The organism is Mesorhizobium caraganae (assembly GCF_016836705.1).
GTDB classification, from domain to species: Bacteria; Pseudomonadota; Alphaproteobacteria; order Rhizobiales; family Rhizobiaceae; genus Mesorhizobium; species Mesorhizobium caraganae.
The window spans coordinates 236,363-257,135 of sequence record NZ_JAFCGY010000003.1 but is presented as its reverse complement, the minus strand read 5'-3'; the positions used below and the strand labels follow the sequence as shown (position 1 = coordinate 257,135).

Below are 20,773 nucleotides of genomic sequence, written 5' to 3'. Positions count from 1 at the left end.
CCAGCGATCAGGATGCTTTGCGGGCGAGGGCCGGTGAAGCTTCGAAATTGGCGGCAAGCCAGGCTATCGCACGGGTGACGTCATCGAGCTGGTACTGAGCTACAGTGGGGCCGCGCGGCCTGACCCGGATCGAGATGCCGCCGGCTTCGTTGATCGCCTCGAAACCGTTTTCATCAGCGGTGTCGTCACCGAGGAAAACCGGCCGCCTTCCGGTAAAGGGCGGGATCGCCATGAAACGCCGCACGGCAGCGCCCTTGGCCGCCTCGAGCGGCATCAGCTCGACACCGGCATTTCCCGGAATGACGCGGTAGCCCTTGGGGAGCTCGGCTAAGGCCTGCTCGACAAGTTCCGTCGCCCTGGCCAGCAGATGCGGCGCCGCGCGGGTGTGAATGGCAAGGATCGGACCCTTGCGCTCGATATGAACCTGGCCGTCGTCCAATTCGGCTTCAATGGCGTCGGCAAGGGCAGCCATATCGGCGGGAGCGTCCGCGGCAACGACCGGGCCGTCCGGCGTCAGCCGGTGTTCCAGCCCATAGAGGCCAGCAACGCGCAGCTTCAGCGGATGAAACAGGCGGTCGGCGACTTCCACCGAGCGGCCGGTGATGAAGGCGACGGCGCCGTCCAGCCGTTGTTCGATGGCGCCGAGCAGACTGCGCAACTCGTTACTGACGGACACCGCGTCAGGGTGGGCGGCGTGTTCGAGCAAGGTGCCGTCAATGTCGAGGAAAAGTGCCCACTGTCCTTCCGGCAGGTCGGGTGCTGCTGGCAGGCCCAATGCTTTCGGCAGACTATTCATGACGCCACCCTCCGCATGCGATCGAAAAGCGAGACGATGTTGCTGTCAGTGTTTGCAGGCCGTTCGGTGACACCTGTCGCCCGGTCGAGGTCGCTGCGTTTGCGCAGCCGCGCCGCGTCCAGCAGCATGCTGCCGGCCCAGCGATAGACATTGTTGTCGCGCACCATTTCGCGCATCGGGCGCATGCGCTCGCGCTGCTCGTCCGGCGACATGGTCAGCGCCTGCAGCAGCGCATCGCTCATCATCGCCGCATCGTAGGGATTGACGATCAGCGCCTCGAGCAGTTCGCGGGACGCACCGGCAAATGTGCTGAGCAACAGCACGCCCTGTTCGTCGTTGCGTGCAGCGACGAATTCCTTGGCGACGAGGTTCATGCCGTCATGCAGGCTGGTGACCATGCAGATATCGGCAGCGCGGTAGATCTCGTAGACCTGTTCCTGCGAGTGATGTTCGGCCACCATGATAACCGGCTTGTAGCCGTCGCTGCTGCCATAGCGCTGATTGAGCTCGTCGGCATAGCGCATGCATTCGTCATGCAGTTGCTGATACGCCGGCAGCGTGCCGCGGCTGGGCGCCGCGATCTGCAGGAAGACCAGTCTGCCGATCCATTCGGGATGGCGCGTGAACAATTCGTCCAAAGCCTGAAAGCGGTCGAGAATGCCCTTGGTGTAGTCCAGTCGTTCGACGCCGATGCAGAGCTTGACGTCGGCCTTGAGGCCGAACCTGTCGCGCAGGCGGGTTCGGCATTCCTCGACTGTGGGCAGCTTTGCCAGCAACTCGGCCGGCCATTCGATGGAGATGGGGTAGGCGTGCACCAGCGTCGTCTGGCCACCGTAGGAGATCGCCGCATCGGCGCGCTCGATACGGCTTTCCAGGAAGCGATCGACGCTTTCGGTAAAATTGTTGGCGTGGAACTGGGTGTGGAAGCCGATGATCGAGCTGCCGAGCAGCCCCTCCAGGATGCGCTCCCGCCACGGGCAGATGCTGAAGACTTCCGAATTCGGCCACGGGATGTGCCAGAAGGCGATGACGATCGCCTCTGGCAGGCGCTCGCGGATCATGCGTGGCAGCAGCGCGAAATGGTAGTCCTGGACCAGAACGATCGGCCGCTCGTTGCGCGCCTCTGCCACCACCGTATCGGCGAATTTGCGGTTGACGGCTTCGTAGGCTTCCCAGTCCGAGGCGCGGAAGATCGGCCGGGTGAAGGCGATATGGCAGAGCGGCCATAGGCCTTCATTGGCAAATCCGAGATAATAACCTTGATATTCCTCCTCGCTCAGCCATACGCGGCGCAGCGTGTAGGACGGCTTGTCCGGCGGCACTGGCACCCGGTCGTTGTCGTCCACAGTGAGGCGGTCCGCGCTCCCGCCGCCATAGGCGATCCAGGTGCCGCCGCAGGCGCGTGTGATAGGCTCCAGCGCCGACACCAGCCCGCTGGCAGGCACGACAAGCTCGACGCCATTATCCTTGACGTTGTGGATGTAAGGTTCGCGGTTGGAGACGACGATAACCTGGGCGTCCGGGAGGTCGTCGGCGAGGATCTTGCGCAAGGTTTCGGGTGACCATGTCACCAGTGCGGCATCGGCGGACTGGCCGTTCTTTTCGAACTCGCGCATGACCTTGCGCGCCGCTTCCGCCGCCACATCGTCGCCAGCCGCGCGGGCAACGGCCGGTGCGTGGCTGTCGCGGCGCCGGGATATCGAAAACAGGACGGCGAGGGCGGATAGGCCGAGGCTTGCCAGGATCACGATCCAGAGCATCTCGACGCCGTAATTTGTCATTGAAGTGCCAATCTCCGCCTTTGGCGGTCATTCTTCTTGTTTCGAATTTGAACCTATCGCTGGCAGCCTGGTCGCCGGCAGCTGTCATTTTGCAACGCACAAAACCGCGATCGGTTCCGACAGAAATGACCAGTTCAGCTTCGCACGATCAGCGGAACCAACCCTTCGTGGCGGTCGGCGAGAAAGGCGACGACACGGTCGCCGACGCGCTGGAAAGTGAGATCGACTTTCTTTTCACCGACGCCCAGATGCCTGAGCGTCAGTGTGTCGATGCCGATCGGCAACCTCGGCCGCGTGACGTGGATTTCGCCATTCCAGCCGTCGATTTCCAGACCGAGGCAGGCCTGCATCAGCATGAAGGCCGAACCCGCCGACCACGCCTGCGGCAGGCAGGCGACGGGATAGGCGATCGGCGCTTCGCCGACCGAGCGGGTAAAACCGCAGAACAGTTCCGGCAGCCGCATGTTGAAATGCACGGCCGATTCGAACGTGCCGCTCATCAGCCGCACCACATTGTCACGCTCGCCAAACCGCGCCAGGCCGGCGCCGCAAATCGCCGTGTCGTGCGGCCAGATCGAACCGTTGTGGTATGACATCGGATTGAACAACACCGCATCGTCGGCAAGCGTCCTCACCCCCCAGCCCGACTGGAAGGACGCCGATAGCAGCTGGTCGGCGACCATCTGCGCCCGCGCCGGCTCGGGCAGCCCGACATAGAGCAGGTGACCGGCATTGGAGGTGCGCACCTTGCAGGGTTCGCCGGCGCCGTCGATGGCGAGCGCATAGAAACCCAGATCGTCGAGCCAGAAATCGCGCTCAACGGCGATCCGCATCTCTTCGGCGCGGTTTTCCCAGTGGTCGGCTTGCGCGAACTCGCCCCGTCGGCGGGCAAGTGCCGCCAGGCCCCTGAAGGCGGCAAAGACATAGCCCTGCACCTCCACCAGCGCGATCGGTCCTTTGGGAATGCGGCCATCGGCGTGGAACACAGAGTCGAAACTGTCCTTCCAGCCCTGGTTGGCGAGGCCGGATTCAGCGGCGCGCTGATAGGTGACGAAGCCTGTCGCGCGGCTGGCTTCCTCGGTCCACTCGGCGGCGGCGCAGAGAGACGGCCACAGGCTGGCGATGAAGTCCATGTCGCCGGTGCGCTCTGCATAGGCGCAGGCGAGATGGATGTAGAGCGGCGTGGTGTCGACGCCACCGTAGTAGCGGCCGAAGGGAAGCTCCTGCAGCGCCACCATCTCGCCCTTGCGCGTCTCGTGCATGATCTTGCCGGGCTGCGAGTCGCTGAACGGCGAGGTCTCGGTCGCCTGATGCTGAGCGAGGAAGGAAAGCACGCCGCGCGCCAGGCCGGGGTTGAGCCACAGCATCTGCAGCGCCGAGATAACGCCGTCGCGGCCGAATGCAGTCGAGAACCAGGGAATGCCTGCATAAGGGTAGGGGCCGGTCGAAAGCTCGGTGGTCAGCAAGGCCACATCGGCGCGGGCGCGTTCGACCCAGTCGTTGAAGACGCGGCCTGAACTGTGCACCGTCGCGCCATGACGGCGCTTGGCCCGCATGCCGAAGCGGGCGCGCGCCGCAGCCGCGCGAAACCGGTCGCGGTCGGGTGGCTCGGCCAGTTCCGGACCGACCTCGACATAGAACACCTTGCTGCTGCGCTTGGTCACCGCGATCAGGAAATCCGCGCGCTTGGCACTCAGCTGGTCCGGCGCCTGCGAAAACGAGATCGCTGACTGCCGCGCCAGACCGTCCAGCCCGTCGTAACGCAAGAGCACGGACGTCGCGTCGATTTCGGCCGCATGCGCCGTGCCGCGCTTTGGCCTGGTCGACCCGCGCACCTCGAACATGTCGCGGAAATCGGCGGCGAAGTGCAGCGAGATGCGGATTGCCGAATGCTCCTGGCTGTAGTTGGACAGGGTGATGCGTTCGAACAGCCGGTCCTGCCAAAGCAATCTGACGCGTTCGATGTGGATCGCGCCTTGCGGGATGTCGCGGCCGCCGACGCTTTGCATCGGCAGGTTGGTCAAATTGCTGGAGAACAGCACATTGTCCTGACTGAGCGAGGCGCCGAGGAGCGATGTCTGCCGGCCGCCGACGGTCAGCCGAAACTCCGACAGCACACGCGTGTCGTCGCGAAAGAAGCCGTCACCGGCGCCCCGGATGTCGCCATAGGCATCGGCCACCACAAAACAGTCGCCTTGTTTCAGGGCGAACAGCCGGTGCGGCTCGCGCGGCGCGGTTTCGTCGAGGGAGGCGAGGGCCACGGCAGGGTCGAGCTTGCGCTCGTCAAGTTCAGTCATCAGTCACAGATCTCTGTTTTCGGGCTCGGAGCGTCGGCCGTCGTTCAAGACGCTTTCTTTTCCGCTGAATTGCCGGTCAGGCGCGTATAAGCAGAGAGATAATCACGGGCCATCCTGTTGGCGGAGAACCGCTTTTCGAAGACGGCGCGCACCTTTCCCCGGTCGAGCTGCAGCAAGGCCGGCACCGCGGCGACTGCGTCGTCGAGCGAATCGATGATAAAGCCGGTGACGCCATGGTCGATGACTTCCGGCAATGCGCCGCAGTTCCAGCCGATGGTTGGCGTACCGCAGGCCATCGCCTCGATCGCGGCAAGGCCGAATGGCTCGGGCCAGTCGATCGGAAACAGGAGCCCGGCGGCATTGCCGAGGAATTCAGCCTTTTCGTCCTCGGCGATCTCACCGACATAATCGATGCGGTCGCCGTCGATCAGCGGTTCGATCGTCTCGTGGAAATAGGCCCGGTCGTCATCGCCGATCTTGGCCGCCAGCTTGAGCTTCATGCCCGAGCGCAAGGCGATGTCGATCGCCCGGTCCGGCCGCTTGTCGCGCGACAGCCGGCCGAGAAAGGCAAGATATGGTTCGTCGGCCGCCGGCTCGAAGGTCGGCTGGTAGAGGCCGATCGGCAGCCCGTGATGGATGGTCGCCAGCCAATTGGCGTTGGCAAGCCCGCTTCTCTGGCTGCGCGAGATCGAAATCAGGGGAAAGCGTGGAAAGCGCTCATAGGCCGGCGCCAGATCGACATAGTCGAGCCGGCCGTGTGGCGTCGTCACCGTTTTGTCCGGCATATGGTCGAAGAACGAAAAATGCAGGAAGTGGCTGAGGTGAAAATGAATGATATCAAAGTCCTGAGCTCGGTTCCTCACATCTGCCAGCATCGCGAGATGCGCCGCTGTGTCCGACTTGAGCGGGCGCGGATCGAGGCGCAGCGCGCGTTCGCGGCCCGGAACCAGCCTGGCGGATGTGTGGCTGTCGCCGCTGGCGAACAAGGTCACCTCATGGCCGAGTTCGACCAGCTCTTCGGTGAGATAGGAAACGATCCGCTCGGTGCCGCCATAGAGCCTGGGCGGCACGGATTCGTGCAGGGGGGCGACGTGGGCTATGCGCATGATTTGGACTGTCCCTCAAAGGCGAACACGAGAGCGAAATGCGTCAGCGGGCGTAACGTTCCGGATAAAATCCGGCCGCCAACAATCCCAAGTCAATCCGCGCAAATTTTTTTGCAAGAAGCGGGAACCAACTCGCCGTTCGCGAATTGAATAAGGTTGGTTCGCACTGCGGCCGACCAGGGAGAGAACAAAATGGACCGCTTGCAGTTCTTTACGCCGGTGCGCATTGCGCGCGGGCAGGGACACCCCGTCGAGGAAGTCGATAGCGTTGCCGAAGCGATGGTCTTTCTGCAGAAATGGCCGTCGGGTCGGCGTGGGCCTGTGTATCAATGTGCCCTGAATTGTTGCTCCGCGGCCCTGTCGGGCCGGATGTCGCCTGAGGAGGCAAGGAAGGCCTTCACCGGTTTTGCCCGTATCACCCGCCTGCTCGACGACGACATGGCGCTGCCAATGGGCGGCGAAAGCATGGCCGAAGTCCACGCGCTGAGACGTTAGGGTCCGGTCATTTTGTGATTGAACGCCTGCGCCGTAGTGGCTCGGGCCGCCGTTTCTCGCACCAGCCTATTCCCGCCCCGGCCCTTCACGGGCTATACTGTGCTTTCATGCTGCGCGTGACCGGTGGTTGATGTCCAATCCACGGACGGTCCGCACGTGGAGGGGAGACATTGCCGAGACTGATCCTGGGAACACTCGGCGCTATCGTCATCGCCCTTGTCTGGGCGGTCCTCGCCAGTTTGATGAGCGCACCATCGATCGTGATCACGGTCGGTGCGGTCGCTATCGGGGCCGGCGTCTACACCTATGTCGACAGACGCTCGAATTGAGCCGTTCCCGTCTGTCGGATTGGCGGTATCCCTCTTCCGACTCGAACCCCCGATCGTGAGCGGACGCCTCCATGATCAAGTCTGTCCCACGGCGTAACCGGACGTTCATGAATTTCGCTGCGACGCAGCGAATCCGTGGGGCTGCCGTCGAGGCGTTCTCGAATAAGGTCCAGCAGGCGCCTATTTGCTCTTGCACGCAGGCGCGGAGCTGGGGCTGACGGGCAAGCTTGTCCCGAGAACTGGTTGCGCCATATCTCGTAGAATAAGGCACACCGTCATTGAACACAGGAGTTGTGATGATGGTCCGCAACCTCTGCCTCATTGGCGCACCTTCAAGCGCCGGCGCCTACGCGCCGGGGCAGGAGAAGGCCCCGGCTACCTTCCGGCGGCATGGGCTGGTCCCGGCATTGACGCAGTCAGGTCGGCGCGTGGATGACCGTGGAGACATACCAGGCTTCCGCTGGCGACTGGACCCGCAACGGCCCAAGGCCATGAATGTCGACGCTGTCCGTCGGGTGGCAGCCGCCGTGGCCGACGTGGTGGAAGAAGCATTGGCTGGCGGCGCCGCGTCGCTCGTGCTCGGCGGAGACTGCACGGTCGAGGTTGGAACTGTGGCTGGGGCGCTGCGAGATGAACGCTCGGTCGGGCTCATCTACATTGATCACGACGTCGATCTGAACACCCCGGAGACGAGCGACGGCGCGCTCGATTGGACCGGCGTCGCGCATCTGCTCGACCTGCCAGGCACGGAGGCGGAGCTGAGCGGCCTCGGCCCACGCCGGCCGATGCTCGCTCCGGCCGATATCCTATACTTTGCCGCCGACAACATCACAGCCGCCGAGGCGGAGACTATGCGCTCGCTCGATCTGGCGAGGATCTCTCTCGCGAAGGTCAAGGAAGATCCGATCGGAGCAGCCCGAGACGCAGTGGCTTGGGGCGCGCGCTACGACCGGCTTCTCATTCATCTCGACGTCGATGTGTTGAGCTTCACCGATTTGCCGATCGCGGAGAATGTTCGGCGCTGCGATGGCTTGAGCTTCGACGCGCTTTCAACGGCGCTTGCACCGTTGGTCGCGGCTCCGAACTGGCGCGCGCTGACGGTGACCGAAGTCAATCCCGATCACGCGCCCGATGAGCGCGAAACATTCGGTCTTTTGATTGCTATGCTGTCGAAGGCGTTGTCGGCAAGAACGTGACCATCAGCTGCCGGCCGCTTGTAGCAGCCGGTCCCGATCAGCCGCCTACGCCTCGTCCGTGATCCACTCGAGCGAGGCGCCATGCGGATCGGTCCAAGCTACAGGGGAGCCGTTCGCAGATAGGAGAAAGCGGCCTGGTGGCCGGCTTGTACCGGCGCGTGTGGCGATGGACGGGAACACGCGTGGGAACTCGTTCGATACCCAATAAGGAGCGAGACGCATAGCCTGCTCGGCGAAAGCTTCTCTGTCTGCAGGGTCGGAGACATAGTCGAGGACGGCTGTGTGAAAGATGACGAGCGTAGCGTCCTTTGGCGCTTCGCTGCAGAGTTGCACGAGGTCGCTCCCGCGCAGGTCGCCCTTCACCACTCGAGGTTTGACTGTGGCGGCAATCTTTAGCGCCGCCCGCAGATTGGCGAGCCGTGCTGTCTGTTCCGGCCAGACCAGTGTCTCAAGCCATGCGACTTGCGTATCGTCCGAAGCATCGATCGGGTTCAGGTCCAATCCCGCTCGCCAAACGACTTGCGGCAAGGCAGCCGGCAAGGGCGTCGTCTCGCTGGCCAAGCATCGGAAGACAGGTGGCTCCGAGGCCATCGTGGGTGCGCGGATCGCCTTGCGTCCATAGTCATAGCCATAGAGGTCGGGCATGAGGCAGAGCCCTGCGGAGGTCCCGACCTCGATGAGAGCCAGCGGCTGCGGCAAACGCGACAGGACGGGGAGCAGCGTGGCGCACCTTCCCGGCTCATTGGTCTGGGTCGAGCGCTCCAGCATGAGAGAGCGGACAGCGTGGAGATGCGCCAGGAGCGCCTGGCGAAATTCGGCCCACCCTGTCGGAGTGCCGAACAGGTGACGCACCGCGGCAAGCAGAAGGTTCGGTTGCCGCTTTAGGTCCGGGAGGGTCGACAGGAAGTCGAGCGTCTCCCAGTCCTCAGCGACCGCACGAGCCAACGCTTCGTAGAGCGGCGAGCGGCCGCGAGCTTCCGTATCGGCGAAGTGAACATATCGAGCCGAGATCGCGGCCAAGCCCTCCTTGTCCATATCTGCTGATCCTCGGTCCCGACGTCTCGTCACAGTACACCATCCACGGGTCTGATTCGAGCGAGGCACGGCGTTTCTACACAAGCTTGACCCCTGCGGACCTCCCGCGGTCGGTGGCGCGTTCGACCAAGCGCTCGCCGATGTTGACGCGCACAATGTTTGCGCCCGGATCCGCGATGCGTTTCATCAGCATCTGTATGCCGGCGCGACCCAGTTCGATGCGGTCGATGCGGATGGTCGTCAACGGTGGGCGGCTATGAAGGGCGACCGCGATATCGTCGAGACCGATAACGGAAAAATCATTTGGAACCGAGAAGCCACTGCTTTGCAGCGCCTGCATGACGCGTGGCCGCCCGCCTGCAACGCGACAACGATGTCGGCCATGGCGTAGGCAAAAAGGGCGCCGCCACCAAGCCCGATCCAGGCAAGGTCGCGGCGGCGCATCGAGCGCAAGCCAGCCGAGAGGTCGCGCCGGAGCAAGGTCAGGACAAGCCTGTCGTGCCGCATTGTTCCATCTTCGCGATCGGGCCTCGCAAGCCAGTTGGATATCGACATAGGTCGGCGACGATTGTGCCGCCAGTAGGACCGTGGCGGCTCAGCCTCCCACAGCGGGTTTGGCGTTGACATTCTTCAGCGCCATCAGGAGATAGTCCTGCATCGTCGCCTGAAGGCTGGTCGTGGCGGTGCGTACTGCTATCATCGCATCCTTCACCGCGGCTTCGTCGAAAGGCGTGGCTTTCTGTGCCGCCGCCAGATTGGCGCGCGCGGCACGCAGTTCGTGCAGTGACTGGAAGGTGCGTGCGCGGTTGTCGCGCAGCACGCCGCGGAACTCCTTCCTCACCTCGGGCGGATAGCCGCTGGCGATTTCCGACAACAGCACGCGCGCCGCCGCGCCCTGGCGCAGCCCATGCACAGCATAGCCGACGAGGAAGAAGTTGACGGCGAGCGAAAGGGCGAGCAGCACCAGCGTCGCCGTCCATATCCAGGAGCGCTTCAAAGCGAGCCCTCCTCTGCCGGATCATCCGCGACAACACCGCCATCGGCCAGCGACGATCCCGACGCCAGCGCCAGAAGCTCCGTATCGGACGGATCGTCCTGCAGCCGTGCCACCTGGTAGCCTGCCAGCATCACCGCCACGAGCGCGGCAGCGGCGCAGGCTGCAAACCCGGCCGGACTCCAGAGCAGGCGCGCCAACAAGGACGGGCCAGCCGATCCGGCTTCGATGCGGGCCAGCACCTTGCTGGCCAGTTCTTGGTCGTCGCTATCGGTCAGCGCCGCCTCGAGCACGAGGCGGTCGAGCGCGGCATCGGGATCGTCCTTCCGCTCCGCTGCCATCAAGGCCAGCGCCTGCTGGCGGAAGGGCGCCGGCCACGCCTCGACAATGTCGCCGAAGCGACGCCTGTTTCGTTCGAATTCGTCCCGTGTCATGAGGACTTCCTTTCGCGGCCCACGGCCACCATTGCCAAATGATCCCTGAGTGCGCGCCGTCCGCGAACAAGCAATTGCTCGGCCGAGCCGGCGCTGCCGCCCATCACCTCGGCGATTGCCGCGATATCGAAGTCGCCTACGGCCCTGAGCAGCACTGCCATGCGTTGCCGTTCTGGCAGGCGCGAGAGCCCATCGCGCACGATCGCCAGTTCCTGCCGCGCCGCGGTCGTCGCTTCGGCATCCGCCTCCGGCGACGCGACCTCGTCCCTTATGTCGTCCAGCCCGATGAAACTGCGTAGCGCCCTGCGTCGACGCTGGTCGATGCAACGGTTGGCGGTGATCCGGTAGAGCCAGGTCGAAGCCCGCCCTCTGGCCGGATCGAACCGCGCGGCCTGTTTCCAGACAGTCACGAATACCTCCTGCACCACATCCTCGGCGTCGCCAACATTGCCGAGATAGCGCGCGGCAAATATCCGCAGCCCACGGCCATGGCGGGCGATGAGCTCGGACAGCGCGCTTTGGCTGCCCGTGGCGATGCGCGCCAGCAGCTCATCGTCGCCACGGGGCTCCTCATGTCGCACGGCGGCGGGCATCCACGGACGAGGCTGCTGGTTCGGCGAATCCGAAATTCGCATCGATCAGGAGGAGCACAGAAACGAATTTCGGGTTCAAATCCATCACACCAGATGTCAGCGACGCCAGCGGCGGAAACCGTGGACCGTGTTGCCGTTTGGGCCGGTGAAGCTGCCGGCCGAGCGGCCCCGGAACGGCCCGCGCGCCGACACCCGTTTTCCCGAAAAGGTCTGCCCATTCGGCCCGGTGCCAGAATAGTTGCGGGCACAGCGGTCAACAACGCCTCCCACGCATTTGGAACTCGACGTGTAAGTGCCGCCATTAGGACCGGTGCGGGTGGTCGAGCCGCTTAAGACGTTGCCGTCCTTGCCGACGCTGCGGCTGATCTCGCCGCCATGAGCGGTCGGACGCTGCCACTCCTCGGCCGAGGCTGGTGCCGACCAGACAAGCATTGCGCCGAGGCAGAAAATCGGGATCTTCACCGAAGATAACATGTCGTACTCCTTGTTTTGTAAAGGGAATGATCGCTGCCGATCATCAGTTGGCGTGCTCGGCGATCAGCTTGCGGACGGAGGCAATCTCGTCGGCCGACAGCTTGTCGTCGCCATCCCGATCCGCGAGGTCGAACAAAGGCATGCTGCTGGCGAATTCCTGCTCGGAGACCTTGCCGTCGCCATTGGCATCCATGCGCCGCCAGCGGTTGCCGAGCCGCGCCTGCGCCAGCTCGGCACGGTCCTTGATCGCCTGGCGGGCACTCGCGATTTCCTTCTCGTCGATGATGCCGTCGCCGTTGCGGTCGAGCCGCTTGAACACGCGCTCGCGGACGGCTGTCATCTCGTCCATGGAGATGACGCCGTCGCCGTTGGTGTCGATCCGTTGCAGGTCCCGCGCCTGGGCCGCGCCGAGCGGCACGAGCCCGATGAGCAGGGCCGCAATCAGTACTGAGCGTTTCATGATGATGTCCTTTCGTTCTCCCGTCGCGGGGGCGACTGCTGACCGATACGCAGCGAGAGCCCGGCTCCTACGCCCGACGCGCAAGATTCTTTGCTGGACCTGCCAATCCCCACCGGCAGGGATCGGTCGTTGCGCCGGCAGTACCGAGAAAAAATCACCCTTCCCGCGTAGGAGCACGAGAGGCGCTGCGTAGAAGGCTCTGCGTAGAAGGCTCTGCAAGGAATGTCCGCGGCGGACCATCCGATCCAATGCGGAGACCAGCATGAACAAGATCGTCATGGCCTTTGCCGGCCTACTGCTTGGCGCGGGCAGCGCCAGTGCTGCGGACGGCAGCGGCGCCAGGGAACTCTTCCGGCGCATCGACACCAACGGCGACCGCAAGCTCGAATTCAGCGAGATCCAGGCCGCGCGGGTGCAGATGTTCGACCGGATGGATGCCAACCACAATGGTCTGCTCGACGCGGGCGAAGTGCGCGCGGCGATGGAACAGGTGAAGTCGAAGCGCGACTTCCAGACCGCGCAATTCGCCGGCTTCCAGGCACAAGCCAGCCGCATCGACCGCAATGGCGACGGCAGGATTTCGCGCGACGAGTTTGCCGCCTTCATTCCCGATCGGTTGCTGCGGGCGGACACGAATGGTGACGGCGCGCTTTCGATCTCCCAACTGCGGGCGCTCCGACGTCAGTAATCCCCGGGCCCTTCGACCCCATCCAAAAGGAGTGAAAAGATGAAACGGACAATCACAGCGTTTTGCGGTTTGGTACCTTGCAATGCGGGAGAGGAGAAACTTCAGGCGCCGAGGTCGATATGCCTCAACTTTCGATATATTCGTGCTCGAATCCAGCAAACTTCGTCAGGCCCGGTTGATCGAGCACGCGAACATGGCCTTGGCGGAATTCGAGCAACTTGCGCTCGCGCAATTCCCGCAACATCCGATTGACATGAATCGGAGTGAGGCCGAGAGCGTCTGCGAGATCGTACTGGGTGAGAGGGCATTCATAGCTGTTGCGGGTGACAGAGCCGATTCGTTCCAGACGCGCCCTCAGTTCGAGGAACAGATGCGCCGTCCGCGCCAAGGCGCTGCGTCGTCCTACATTGGTGAGATGTTGAGCGATAACCGCTCCGCGGCGCACGAGGGTTTCGAGAATAAGGGAGAAGAGGTCGGGCGACTTCATGGCAGCAAGGGTAAATGTCTTGGTCGAAGCCACCAACACCAAAAGCTCGGTTTGAGCCACAAACGTTTCAAGAGCGCTGCCCGGGTATGACTGAGGCAGGACGATATCGCCTCTCAGGGCAAAATCCAGAATTTGCCGCTGCCCGCCCGCGAGCTCATGAGAAATGCAACCCCAGCCCGACTCGACTATGAATACGCGATCGCTGGCCTCGCCCTGACTGACGATGACCGTCTCCGCTGGATAGCGCTTCGGCGTGAACCCCAGTGCCTTGACGAGTGCCATATCGTCGTCATTGAGTCCGACGTACGTTGGGCGTTTTTCACTTCCGCGCAATGGGGGATGTGAAGCATACGTCATCTATAACCCCGCCCAAATTTCCCTTCCCTCGGATAGTATGTACATCAAATTTGGTGCGATGAGTATCCGTCAACGGGAACTTTCGGGTGCATGGTGTGGTGACGGCCACTTCTCGTTGAAATTTACAGGTTGCGCTTGCTTGCCGAAGCCACGATATGAAAATCCCTCCGGGCACTGTCAGGCTTTGTTTCTCTTGAAATTTTCCCGCATGGACTCGACTATTTCGCTGGCAACGGCACAGCTGCGGTTGTCCACTTGATCGGCGGCATTGCGTAGCGTCGTTGATGCGTCCTTGAGCAATCCTCTGATCTCTGCTGCTGACAACAGCTGGGATGCCTCGAGTTCCAGCAGCACGGATTCACTCACGTGCAGGGCAGCAAGCGCAACCGCTCTCGGCCTGGTAGCAAGCAGTTTCAGGAGATCACCGCTGGGTCTGGCACGCGATTTTTTTTTTGCCATAGTTGCGTCTCAACCGTTCGGACAAGAAGGTTCACAGGCCCAAAATTACGACGCCTCGACGAGTTGACCGGAGTTCCAGGATAGGGGGCGTTCGATGCTCTCTTTTAGGCATTCTTAAGAGCATACTATCCCCGTTTGCAGCCGCGACACAGAGGCAGGGGATACCGAATTCGCCGTAGCTACTACTTCCCTACCCCTGGGGCATCACCGCGGTCACAGCCGGCGCAGAATTCCGACGTCAAGGAAGCAGCCCCTGTTCCGGTCAGCCGTAAATCTGCTTCGGAACCGTCTCGCCCATTTCCAAAGCAGGCAGCGGGAAAGGTTCGACCTGTCCTCCAGTCTTGTCCAGATACTGCATCAACGCCGTCACCAGGTGGTAGAAGATGCTCGCGGGGACCTCCGTCGCCAGTGACCTTCCGCGCTCGTCAATCCTGTCGACCCACAAGCCAAGCGGTGCCGGATCGATATGCCATCGGAAGAGGCGGGCGACACGAGCTTCGATCTCGGGTTTCAGATCCGGTCCGCCAATGCCGTCCAGGGCGACTGCCGCCTTGACCGCCTCGCATTGCGGCCAGCTGCGGGAGAGCCGGTCGAGAGGCAATCCTTGCCGCGACACGGCCGCATATGCCAGACCGGTGGCCCGGTTCAAGCCGCTGGCGACCGCCGACGAATAGAGCTTCCTTGCGTAGGCTGCCAAGTCCTTCTGCCCGCTCGCTCGCGCGAAATCGACGAGAAGCGAGGCCCATTCGAAATGGTGCCCCGGTTCGGTCCACTGTCCCTTGTCACCCGGCAATGGCAGCCAATCGACGTCAAAATGTTCCCCAAGCGTCCAGCTTTCCTGGTCGAAGAAATGGCACCGGAAGAGATCGATGACGCGTGCCGCTCGACGGAGATACGCACGGTCGCCGGTGACGCTATGCCAGGCAAGGAAGGATTCCAGCATATGCATGTGCGGGTTCGAGAACCGCACCCCCTTCCAGCCCGGGGTCTCGAGGAAACCGTTCAGGCTGTCGTCTTCAAGATGGACGTCGATGAATTGGAATGTCTCTTGTGCAAGCCGCAGGGCTTCTTGATGGCCACATCGGTGAGCATGGGCAAGTGCCAGGAGCACGCAGGAATGGTCGTAAGCGTCCTCCGCCCGGTCAGCCACGCTGCCGTTTGCATTCAGCGTGCGCACCCAGCCGCCGCGGTCGGTCCGGCCGTATTTCGCGATGAAGTCGATGCCGTGGTCGATCAGCTTGTCGGCAGGTCCGTCCCAGCCGCGTTCCTTGGCCACCGCGAAAGCGTAGATCTGGCGAGCCATCGTCCGCATGCGCTTGGGTTTGCCTAACGGCCTTGCATCGAAACCGAGCGCCTCGTGGAAGCCACCGTACACATCGTCGACACCTGCAGTGGACCACAGCGGCAGGGTCTCCTCGAAGAGCCAGTGCTCGACACGCTTGCGCCATGACCCGCTGATGATGACCCTGTCTTCCGACGCAGTGAACTTCGTCTCGAGGCGTCCGCTTTTCTCCAACTGTTCGACGACTTGCTTCACATTCTGGCTGTGGCTGACGGGAGCGACGAATACCGCGTCCGGTGTCGCCACCACAGCCACATCCTTCATTCCGACTACGGTCAGTAGCCTGCCCTGGCTTCTGAGGTAGGAGCTGCCGCAATCCATGGCGATGACGTCGCCCATTACGACATTGCCGTTGCGGTCCGTCGGGCTGGCTTCGAGCAGTGATTGCCACGATCCGAGGTCGTTCCAGCGGAAGGAAGCCGTAACCATCGCGATACCACGTGCACGCTCCATGACCGCGTAGTCGATCGATGTTGAAGGGACAGCCGAGTAGAAGCCCTGGGGCAGGTAAATACCCGAGACGTCGGCCCGTGCGGTCTTGTAGGCCCGTTCCGCGCTTTCCCAGATGTCGGGTCGGAGGTCGAGGAATGCTTGCCGCATCGTGTCGGCGCGAAACAGGAAGATGCCGGCATTCCAGTAGAATCTTCCCGAAGACACATATTGGCCGGCTGTCTCGGCATTGGGTTTTTCGACAAAACGCGAAACGGCGGCAACTCCACCACCATTCGCCGAAACCTCGATGTAACCGTACCCGGTTTCGGGATGTGTCGGCTTGATGCCGAACACGACAATGCTTCCTGAATCGGCGGCAGGCCTGCCCGCCTCGACGGTTTCCCAGAATTGCGTTTCGGTCGATATCTCATGGTCGGAGGGGACCACCAGCACAAGCGCGTCGCCACCATGCTCAGAGATCGTCTGCAAGGTGGCTATGGCGACCGCGGCGGCGGTATTGCGGCCGACGGGCTCGAAAATCGGCTTGCCGCCGTGCAGGCCGAGCGAACCGATGTCCGAGATAACGCGGTCGGCGTGTCGTTCGGAAGCGATCAGGTAGATCGGCGTTTCGCCTTCCGGCCGCGCCTTGAGGCGTCGGACAGTCTTCGCGAGCATGGAGCCGTCGCCCGAAAGGTCATGGAACTGCTTGGGATTGTCTTCGCGCGAGAGCGGCCACAGCCGTGAGCCGACGCCCCCACTCATGACAAAACTTACGATCCGGCCCGGCATGGTCCAGTTCCTCTCAGAATGTCTGATTGTAGACTCCGACCTCTGGATTGTGGCGCAGCACGGCATCGAGAGCCTCGAACATCTCGCGACGTCGCTCCGACGAGACAGGGCTTTCCACCACGACGACAATTTCCGGTTTGTTCGACGAGGCCCTCACCAGACCCCACGTGCCGTCCTGGGCAACGACACGCACTCCATTCACTGTGACGAGATTGGCCAGCGGCTGGCCGGCGAATTCGATCCCATCCCCCTTCATCTTCGTGAATTCCCCGACAACTTTCGCGACCACCCCGTATTTCACCTCGTCGGGGCAGTGGGGCGACATCGTTGGGGTGCCGAAGGTCAGCGGCAGATCGCGGTAAAGGTCCGCGAGGGTCTTGCCCGGGTTGCGGTCGAGCATCTCGCAGACGGCGATCGCGGTGAGCAGCCCGTCGTCGTAGCCGCGTCCGATCGGCGGGTTGAAGAAGAAATGACCCGACTTCTCGAAACCAGCTATGGCATTGAGTTCGGCGACGCGCCTCTTGATGTAGGAATGCCCGGTCTTCCAGTAATCCGTCCTTGCACCGTTTTGTGCGAGAACGGGATCCGTCATGAAAAGTCCCGTCGACTTGACGTCCACCACGAAGACGGATTTCGGATGCAGCCCGGAAATGTCTCGCGCCAGCATGACGCCGACCTTGTCTGCGAAAATCTCGTTACCCTCGTTGTCGACCACGCCGCAGCGGTCGCCGTCGCCGTCGAAGCCGAGTCCGAGATCGGCACCCGTCTCCAGAACCTTGTCCCGGATCGCGTGCAGCATCTGCATGTCTTCGGGATTGGGGTTGTAGTGCGGAAAGGTGTGGTCGAGCTCTACGTCCAGCGGGATCACTTCGCAGCCGATGCGTTCCAGCACCTGCGGCGCAAAAGCGCCCGCGGTGCCGTTGCCGCAGGCAGCCACCACCCTCAGCTTTCGGCCGACGTTCTTCCCGGCTGTCAGGTCTTCGATGTATCTCTCGCGAAATCCCGGCACGAGTTCATAGCTTCCCCCGCCTACGAGATCGAAATCGCCGTCCAGCACGAGCGCTTTCAAAGCTGTCATCTCCTCTGGGCCGAATGTCAGAGGCCTTTGCGCCCCCATCTTCACTCCGGTCCAGCCGTTCTCGTTGTGGGAGGCCGTCACCATGGCCACCGACGGTACGTCGAGCGCGAACTGGGCGAAGTAGGCTGTGGGAGAAAGTGCCAAACCGATGTCTTTGACGCGCGCGCCGGCCGCCATCAGGCCGGAGACCAGTGCCATCTTGATGGCCATCGAATAACTACGGAAGTCGTGGCCGGTGACGATGTCCGGGCCGACACCCATTCGGCGAATCAAGGTGCCGAGCCCCATGCCGATCGCCTGCACGCCCATCAGGTTGAGTTCGGGTTCTTTGTCCGAGCTGGGATGCCCGAACCACCAGCGCGCGTCGTATTCCCGGAAGCCAGTGGCTTTGATGAGAGCACTGGTTTCGAAGGTGAATGTGTTTGGCGTGGCTTGGCCGACTATGTTCACGGTCGCGGTTTCCACTCTGTAATTGCGGGGAACAGTCGTAGCACGCTGCCGGACGCAGGCCCCTTCATGAATTCGAGTAGCCCCAACGTCCGGGTTCGCGCTCCCTCATCCAATAGGAGCATGCCTGCCGATGGCCGAAAGGATGTCTCGTCCAAGCATGGCGGGCTTGTATTCTGGGGAAGGAAGGTGCGTCCGGTCGGGCGCTGGCGACAAGGGTGGGCTGCAAGATGCCGCTGACCGCATTCAGGTTCTCGTTCCGCGAGGATGTCGACGAAAGGCGGTTCGGTCGCCTGGCTCGTCTTCTCACGGTCATTCAGGTGGAAATCGAGAGGGAATCCGCGGAACTCCGCCCGTCCGTGGAGAGGATGACGGAGTGCGCCGCCTTCTCTTCGGAGGCGATGGAAAATGGCGAGGGGTCCGAACGCATGTCCGCGCGGATCGATACCCTCGCGCGGAACCTGGCGCTCAACCGCGGACGGCAGGTCTCGCTGGAAGAGCAGATGTCATTTGTCGACAGGACGAGAGAAGGACTGCTGCGCATTGTTCCTTCCCATGGGGCATAGGGCCCATACGCCAATTGGTGGCGTTTACCTTCCGGGGCGCAGGCGTAGTCTTTTGCCGCAGTCTGGGATCGCGGGGCCTCGGCTTTCAATGAAAGGATCGGCCGAATTCTATGGACCGTCTGCATTGGGGGCGGCGTGCGCGCAGGATTTTCCGCACGCCAGCAGGAGACGTTGAATGAACCGTATGTTTCCCAATCAATGGCCCTCGACAACAGACCAGCAGGCTTCCGCCGGCCAGGAGTTTATCGGCCTCTCCGACATAACCGAATTTCTGCGGCGCTATATCGGAACCATCATCGCCTGTCTTGCCGCGTCTCTCTTGGTGGGCGGGTTCTACAATTTGACCACCGACCCGACTTTCACCGCCAGCGCGCAGATCCTGATCGAGCCGAAATTGCCGCAACACCTGCAGGAGGGCGGCGAAGTAAATCTGTCATTGGATACCGCCCAAGTGGAAAGCCAGATCGCAGTGATGCAGTCGGAAAAGATCGCTGCGATGGTCATCGACCAGTTGAGGCTCGTCGATGACCCCGCGTTCAACCGTCCGCAAGCCCCGATTTTGCGGGAGAGATTCAGGAAGTTTGGAGAGGTGCTGCTTGATACGTTCGGGCTCCGGAAAAGCGCCTGGTTCACGTCGCTTTGGGAGCATTTCGGTCTAAGCGCACCTGAATCGCCTGCGACGCTGACCGAGTATCAGAAGTCCCGACGCAGCATGTCGATTTTCCGCAACAGCCTCGACATCCGCAGGGTCGGCGTTTCCTACGCTATTGAGATATCCTTCACCTCTCTTGATCCCGAAGGCGCAGCCAGGATCACGAACGCCACAGCTGATGCCTTCGTGCGCGAACAGATCGAAACCAAGACCGACGCCGCAAAGGAGGGCGGCGCGTGGCTCGAGCAGCGTCTTGGACAACTACGCACCCAGATGAACGAGGCCATGGCGAAAGCGCAGGAGTTCCGGTCACGGCACGACTACAGTGTCGGCCAGGAAGCCAGTGGCGGGACGAGCGCCGTGCCGACGCTCGAAGAGCTTGAGGTGACTGCCGAAACCTATCAGAAAATGTATGAGAGCTTCCTGCAGGCATACACCAACTCGGTAAGCCAGCAGTCGTACCCGGTAGCTGACGCAAGGGTGATCACGGCTGCGACGGCCCCACTCCGTCCGAGCGCTCCAAGGCCGAAACTAATACTGGCCTTCGCGGCTGCTGCCGGGCTCGTTCTCGGTATCGGACTTTCGTTTGCAAGGCATACGTTCGACTCGACCATAAGGTCGCCACGACACATCCGGGACAATCTGGGTGTCGAATGCATTGGAGAACTGCCACCCACCAGTTGGAGAGGAGAATCCGGCCACGTCGACGAAGTGGTGAGATATCCGCACTCCCAATACAGCCACAGCCTCAGGAAAGCGCGAACCGAAATAAGCCTTGCGGAAACCAGTCACCCCATTAAGTTTCTTGGGCTGACCGCTGTCTCCAACCACAGTTCGAAAAGTTCCGTCGCCAGCAATCTTGCCTCGCTTTACGCGATGTCCGGCCTGAAGACGTTGGTGATCGACGCCGACATCCGAGCCGCCATGACCACACGGCTGCTCGGCCCGTCACGGGCCCTAGACAAACCGTTCCAGGATCCTGTCCGGCTCAATATCGTCCGCGCCCCCGGACGGCCATTCGATATTCTGCCAGGTTCGGTGGTCGACGATAAGCAGCTGTTGGCGCCAGGCAGGATGAAGACACTCCTGGCGGAGCTTACCACCAGTGACCTTGCCGCCTGCCAGCTTGCCGCCTACGACATCGTGATCGTCAACCTGCCGACACTCGCCTCGGGTGCCGACGAACTGGTTGTGGGATCCGTTCTGGATGGCGTCGTGATTGTTGCCGACTGGGGCAAGACACACGTCGAAACGCTGCGAGAACTCGTCAGGACGCTGCAGGCCAGCAGAACGCCGATACTTGGCGTACTCCTGACGAAGGCCCGCGCGATGACGCCCAAGCGCCGCACGGCATGAAACTGGTATCGAGAAATCCTCCTTCGGAAGTCGCAAAAGCATGTAGGGGATCATTCCTTGGGATTAGGGGGGCACCCCCGGAGCGCCACGCTACCTCCTTTGCCTTTCTTGCTCACAAGCCCCGCCCTTG

General features: G+C 62.3%; 21 protein-coding genes. 6 read left to right on the top strand and 15 right to left on the bottom strand.

Annotated elements, in window-relative coordinates:
* Positions 1 to 7 precede the first annotated feature (7 nt).
* From otsB to JQK88_RS11165, 4 genes are all read right to left on the bottom strand, one after another.
* Positions 8 to 796 carry a trehalose-phosphatase gene (otsB, locus tag JQK88_RS11180; RefSeq protein WP_203278327.1) on the bottom strand — a complete coding sequence of 263 codons (789 nt, stop codon included), beginning with the start codon at positions 794 to 796 and terminating at the stop codon, positions 8 to 10.
* Entirely contained in the window at positions 793 to 2,577 is a 1,785-nt protein-coding gene (locus JQK88_RS11175; protein ID WP_203278326.1) for an alpha,alpha-trehalose-phosphate synthase (UDP-forming), read from the bottom strand. Before JQK88_RS11175 ends, otsB begins: the two co-directional genes overlap by 4 nt.
* Positions 2,578 to 2,711: 134 nt before the next feature.
* Positions 2,712 to 4,874 carry an amylo-alpha-1,6-glucosidase gene (locus tag JQK88_RS11170; protein ID WP_203278325.1) on the bottom strand — a complete coding sequence of 721 codons (2,163 nt, stop codon included), beginning with the start codon at positions 4,872 to 4,874 and terminating at the stop codon, positions 2,712 to 2,714.
* 44 nt (positions 4,875 to 4,918) lie between these two features.
* Positions 4,919 to 5,980 carry a glycosyltransferase family 4 protein gene (locus tag JQK88_RS11165; RefSeq protein ID WP_203278324.1) on the bottom strand — a complete coding sequence of 354 codons (1,062 nt, stop codon included), beginning with the start codon at positions 5,978 to 5,980 and terminating at the stop codon, positions 4,919 to 4,921.
* A 192-nt stretch (positions 5,981 to 6,172) separates the two neighbouring features.
* On the opposite strand from JQK88_RS11165, the gene JQK88_RS11160 reads away from it, so the two are divergent.
* The 3 genes from JQK88_RS11160 (at position 6,173) to JQK88_RS11150 (ending at position 8,000) form a co-directional block, all read left to right on the top strand.
* Complete coding sequence (locus tag JQK88_RS11160) at positions 6,173 to 6,475, top strand: DUF982 domain-containing protein (RefSeq protein ID WP_203278323.1); 303 nt, start codon at positions 6,173 to 6,175, stop codon at positions 6,473 to 6,475.
* Positions 6,476 to 6,645: 170 nt separating this feature from the next.
* Complete coding sequence (locus JQK88_RS11155) at positions 6,646 to 6,804, top strand: hypothetical protein (protein WP_203278322.1); 159 nt, start codon at positions 6,646 to 6,648, stop codon at positions 6,802 to 6,804.
* 296 nt (positions 6,805 to 7,100) lie between these two features.
* Positions 7,101 to 8,000 carry an arginase family protein gene (locus JQK88_RS11150; protein ID WP_203278321.1) on the top strand — a complete coding sequence of 300 codons (900 nt, stop codon included), beginning with the start codon at positions 7,101 to 7,103 and terminating at the stop codon, positions 7,998 to 8,000.
* Between the two features lie 45 nt (positions 8,001 to 8,045).
* Here the strand turns inward: JQK88_RS11150 and JQK88_RS11145 are convergent, their stop codons facing one another.
* The 7 genes from JQK88_RS11145 to JQK88_RS11115 form a co-directional block, all read right to left on the bottom strand.
* On the bottom strand, positions 8,046 to 9,035 hold the full coding sequence (locus JQK88_RS11145; RefSeq protein ID WP_203278320.1) for a DUF2332 domain-containing protein: 990 nt from the start codon (positions 9,033 to 9,035) through the stop codon (positions 8,046 to 8,048).
* Positions 9,036 to 9,111: 76 nt separating this feature from the next.
* On the bottom strand, positions 9,112 to 9,375 hold the full coding sequence (locus tag JQK88_RS11140) for a substrate-binding domain-containing protein (RefSeq protein ID WP_203278319.1): 264 nt from the start codon (positions 9,373 to 9,375) through the stop codon (positions 9,112 to 9,114).
* A 255-nt stretch (positions 9,376 to 9,630) separates the two neighbouring features.
* Complete coding sequence (locus JQK88_RS11135; protein WP_203278318.1) at positions 9,631 to 10,032, bottom strand: periplasmic heavy metal sensor; 402 nt, start codon at positions 10,030 to 10,032, stop codon at positions 9,631 to 9,633.
* On the bottom strand, positions 10,029 to 10,463 hold the full coding sequence (locus tag JQK88_RS11130; RefSeq protein ID WP_192253939.1) for a hypothetical protein: 435 nt from the start codon (positions 10,461 to 10,463) through the stop codon (positions 10,029 to 10,031). Before JQK88_RS11130 ends, JQK88_RS11135 begins: the two co-directional genes overlap by 4 nt.
* A complete protein-coding gene (locus JQK88_RS11125; protein WP_192253941.1) occupies positions 10,460 to 11,056 on the bottom strand; it encodes an RNA polymerase sigma factor in 597 nt (198 codons plus the stop codon). Before JQK88_RS11125 ends, JQK88_RS11130 begins: the two co-directional genes overlap by 4 nt.
* A gap of 96 nt (positions 11,057 to 11,152) precedes the next feature.
* Positions 11,153 to 11,530 carry a hypothetical protein gene (locus JQK88_RS11120; RefSeq protein ID WP_192253942.1) on the bottom strand — a complete coding sequence of 126 codons (378 nt, stop codon included), beginning with the start codon at positions 11,528 to 11,530 and terminating at the stop codon, positions 11,153 to 11,155.
* Between the two features lie 43 nt (positions 11,531 to 11,573).
* Complete coding sequence (locus JQK88_RS11115; protein WP_203278317.1) at positions 11,574 to 11,990, bottom strand: EF-hand domain-containing protein; 417 nt, start codon at positions 11,988 to 11,990, stop codon at positions 11,574 to 11,576.
* 262 nt (positions 11,991 to 12,252) lie between these two features.
* Between JQK88_RS11115 and JQK88_RS11110 the strand changes: the two genes are divergently transcribed.
* Entirely contained in the window at positions 12,253 to 12,678 is a 426-nt protein-coding gene (locus JQK88_RS11110) for an EF-hand domain-containing protein (RefSeq protein ID WP_203278316.1), read from the top strand.
* 124 nt (positions 12,679 to 12,802) lie between these two features.
* Here JQK88_RS11110 and JQK88_RS11105 read toward each other — a convergent pair whose 3' ends face one another.
* The 4 genes from JQK88_RS11105 to JQK88_RS11090 form a co-directional block, all read right to left on the bottom strand.
* Positions 12,803 to 13,447, bottom strand: a complete 645-nt coding sequence (locus tag JQK88_RS11105) for a Crp/Fnr family transcriptional regulator (RefSeq protein WP_246501619.1) — start codon at positions 13,445 to 13,447, stop codon at positions 12,803 to 12,805.
* Between the two features lie 252 nt (positions 13,448 to 13,699).
* On the bottom strand, positions 13,700 to 13,981 hold the full coding sequence (locus JQK88_RS11100; protein WP_192253946.1) for a hypothetical protein: 282 nt from the start codon (positions 13,979 to 13,981) through the stop codon (positions 13,700 to 13,702).
* Between the two features lie 262 nt (positions 13,982 to 14,243).
* Positions 14,244 to 16,544 carry an AGE family epimerase/isomerase gene (locus JQK88_RS11095; RefSeq protein WP_203278315.1) on the bottom strand — a complete coding sequence of 767 codons (2,301 nt, stop codon included), beginning with the start codon at positions 16,542 to 16,544 and terminating at the stop codon, positions 14,244 to 14,246.
* A 13-nt stretch (positions 16,545 to 16,557) separates the two neighbouring features.
* The gene (locus tag JQK88_RS11090) at positions 16,558 to 18,072 is read right to left on the bottom strand and encodes a phosphomannomutase/phosphoglucomutase (RefSeq protein ID WP_192253950.1); all 1,515 of its coding nucleotides are present in this window, start codon (positions 18,070 to 18,072) and stop codon (positions 16,558 to 16,560) included.
* A gap of 227 nt (positions 18,073 to 18,299) precedes the next feature.
* Here JQK88_RS11090 and JQK88_RS11085 point away from each other — a divergent pair, with 227 nt between their 5' ends.
* Positions 18,300 to 18,635 carry a hypothetical protein gene (locus tag JQK88_RS11085; RefSeq protein WP_192253952.1) on the top strand — a complete coding sequence of 112 codons (336 nt, stop codon included), beginning with the start codon at positions 18,300 to 18,302 and terminating at the stop codon, positions 18,633 to 18,635.
* A 175-nt stretch (positions 18,636 to 18,810) separates the two neighbouring features.
* Complete coding sequence (locus JQK88_RS11080) at positions 18,811 to 20,643, top strand: GumC family protein (protein ID WP_192253954.1); 1,833 nt, start codon at positions 18,811 to 18,813, stop codon at positions 20,641 to 20,643.
* Positions 20,644 to 20,773 lie beyond the last annotated feature (130 nt).

Bases quoted from the DNA above. Each gene is read 5' to 3' on its own strand.
- otsB (WP_203278327.1), bottom strand. From the start codon at position 796: ATGAATAGTCTGCCGAAAGCATTGGGCCTGCCAGCAGCACCCGACCTG.
- JQK88_RS11175 (WP_203278326.1), bottom strand. From the start codon at position 2,577: ATGACAAATTACGGCGTCGAGATGCTCTGGATCGTGATCCTGGCAAGC.
- JQK88_RS11170 (WP_203278325.1), bottom strand. From the start codon at position 4,874: ATGACTGAACTTGACGAGCGCAAGCTCGACCCTGCCGTGGCCCTCGCC.
- JQK88_RS11165 (WP_203278324.1), bottom strand. From the start codon at position 5,980: ATGCGCATAGCCCACGTCGCCCCCCTGCACGAATCCGTGCCGCCCAGG.
- JQK88_RS11160 (WP_203278323.1), top strand. From the start codon at position 6,173: ATGGACCGCTTGCAGTTCTTTACGCCGGTGCGCATTGCGCGCGGGCAG.
- JQK88_RS11150 (WP_203278321.1), top strand. From the start codon at position 7,101: ATGATGGTCCGCAACCTCTGCCTCATTGGCGCACCTTCAAGCGCCGGC.
- JQK88_RS11145 (WP_203278320.1), bottom strand. From the start codon at position 9,035: ATGGACAAGGAGGGCTTGGCCGCGATCTCGGCTCGATATGTTCACTTC.
- JQK88_RS11140 (WP_203278319.1), bottom strand. From the start codon at position 9,375: ATGCAGGCGCTGCAAAGCAGTGGCTTCTCGGTTCCAAATGATTTTTCC.
- JQK88_RS11130 (WP_192253939.1), bottom strand. From the start codon at position 10,463: ATGACACGGGACGAATTCGAACGAAACAGGCGTCGCTTCGGCGACATT.
- JQK88_RS11125 (WP_192253941.1), bottom strand. From the start codon at position 11,056: ATGCCCGCCGCCGTGCGACATGAGGAGCCCCGTGGCGACGATGAGCTG.
- JQK88_RS11120 (WP_192253942.1), bottom strand. From the start codon at position 11,530: ATGTTATCTTCGGTGAAGATCCCGATTTTCTGCCTCGGCGCAATGCTT.
- JQK88_RS11115 (WP_203278317.1), bottom strand. From the start codon at position 11,990: ATGAAACGCTCAGTACTGATTGCGGCCCTGCTCATCGGGCTCGTGCCG.
- JQK88_RS11110 (WP_203278316.1), top strand. From the start codon at position 12,253: ATGAACAAGATCGTCATGGCCTTTGCCGGCCTACTGCTTGGCGCGGGC.
- JQK88_RS11105 (WP_246501619.1), bottom strand. From the start codon at position 13,447: ATGGCACTCGTCAAGGCACTGGGGTTCACGCCGAAGCGCTATCCAGCG.
- JQK88_RS11100 (WP_192253946.1), bottom strand. From the start codon at position 13,981: ATGGCAAAAAAAAAATCGCGTGCCAGACCCAGCGGTGATCTCCTGAAA.
- JQK88_RS11095 (WP_203278315.1), bottom strand. From the start codon at position 16,544: ATGCCGGGCCGGATCGTAAGTTTTGTCATGAGTGGGGGCGTCGGCTCA.
- JQK88_RS11085 (WP_192253952.1), top strand. From the start codon at position 18,300: ATGCCGCTGACCGCATTCAGGTTCTCGTTCCGCGAGGATGTCGACGAA.
- JQK88_RS11080 (WP_192253954.1), top strand. From the start codon at position 18,811: ATGAACCGTATGTTTCCCAATCAATGGCCCTCGACAACAGACCAGCAG.